This window comes from Cedecea sp. B1(4), assembly GCF_059414925.1.
Genome location: NZ_JCAHMZ010000252.1, coordinates 1 through 392, shown reverse-complemented (window position 1 = coordinate 392; position 392 = coordinate 1). Strand labels below are relative to the sequence as shown.

The 392-nt window shown below is 65.8% G+C and carries 1 protein-coding gene; it reads right to left on the bottom strand.

The genetic code is table 11. The features are described 5' to 3' along the window. Positions 1-392, bottom strand: a 392-nt coding sequence (locus tag ACR6JA_RS22825; protein ID WP_494599762.1) for an FAD-dependent oxidoreductase, incomplete at both ends; no start/stop codon positions are given.

The window sequence follows — 392 nt, the reverse complement described above, 5'->3', positions numbered from 1 at the left end:
GGTCAGCACGAATTCACCGTCCATATGGGCGACCTGGCTGGCTTGCGTGTGCTCCAGCACCTCGATGCCCTCGGCACGGAAAGCGGCTGTCACCGCCTCGCCGATGGCCGGGTCTTCACGGAAGAACAAGGTATTGCGCGCCAGGACCGTGACCTTGCTGCCCAGCCGGGCAAAGGCTTGCGCCAGCTCCAGCGCCACCACCGACGAGCCGATTACGGCAAGGCGTTCGGGAATGGTGTCGCTCGCCAGGGCCTCGGTGGAAGTCCAGTAGGGTGACTCTTTCAAGCCCGGAATCGGCGGGACCGCCGGGCTGGCACCCGTGGCGACCAGGCAGCGGTCGAACATCACGACGCGCTCGCCACCCTCGTTCAAACGGACGGTAAGGCTCTGGT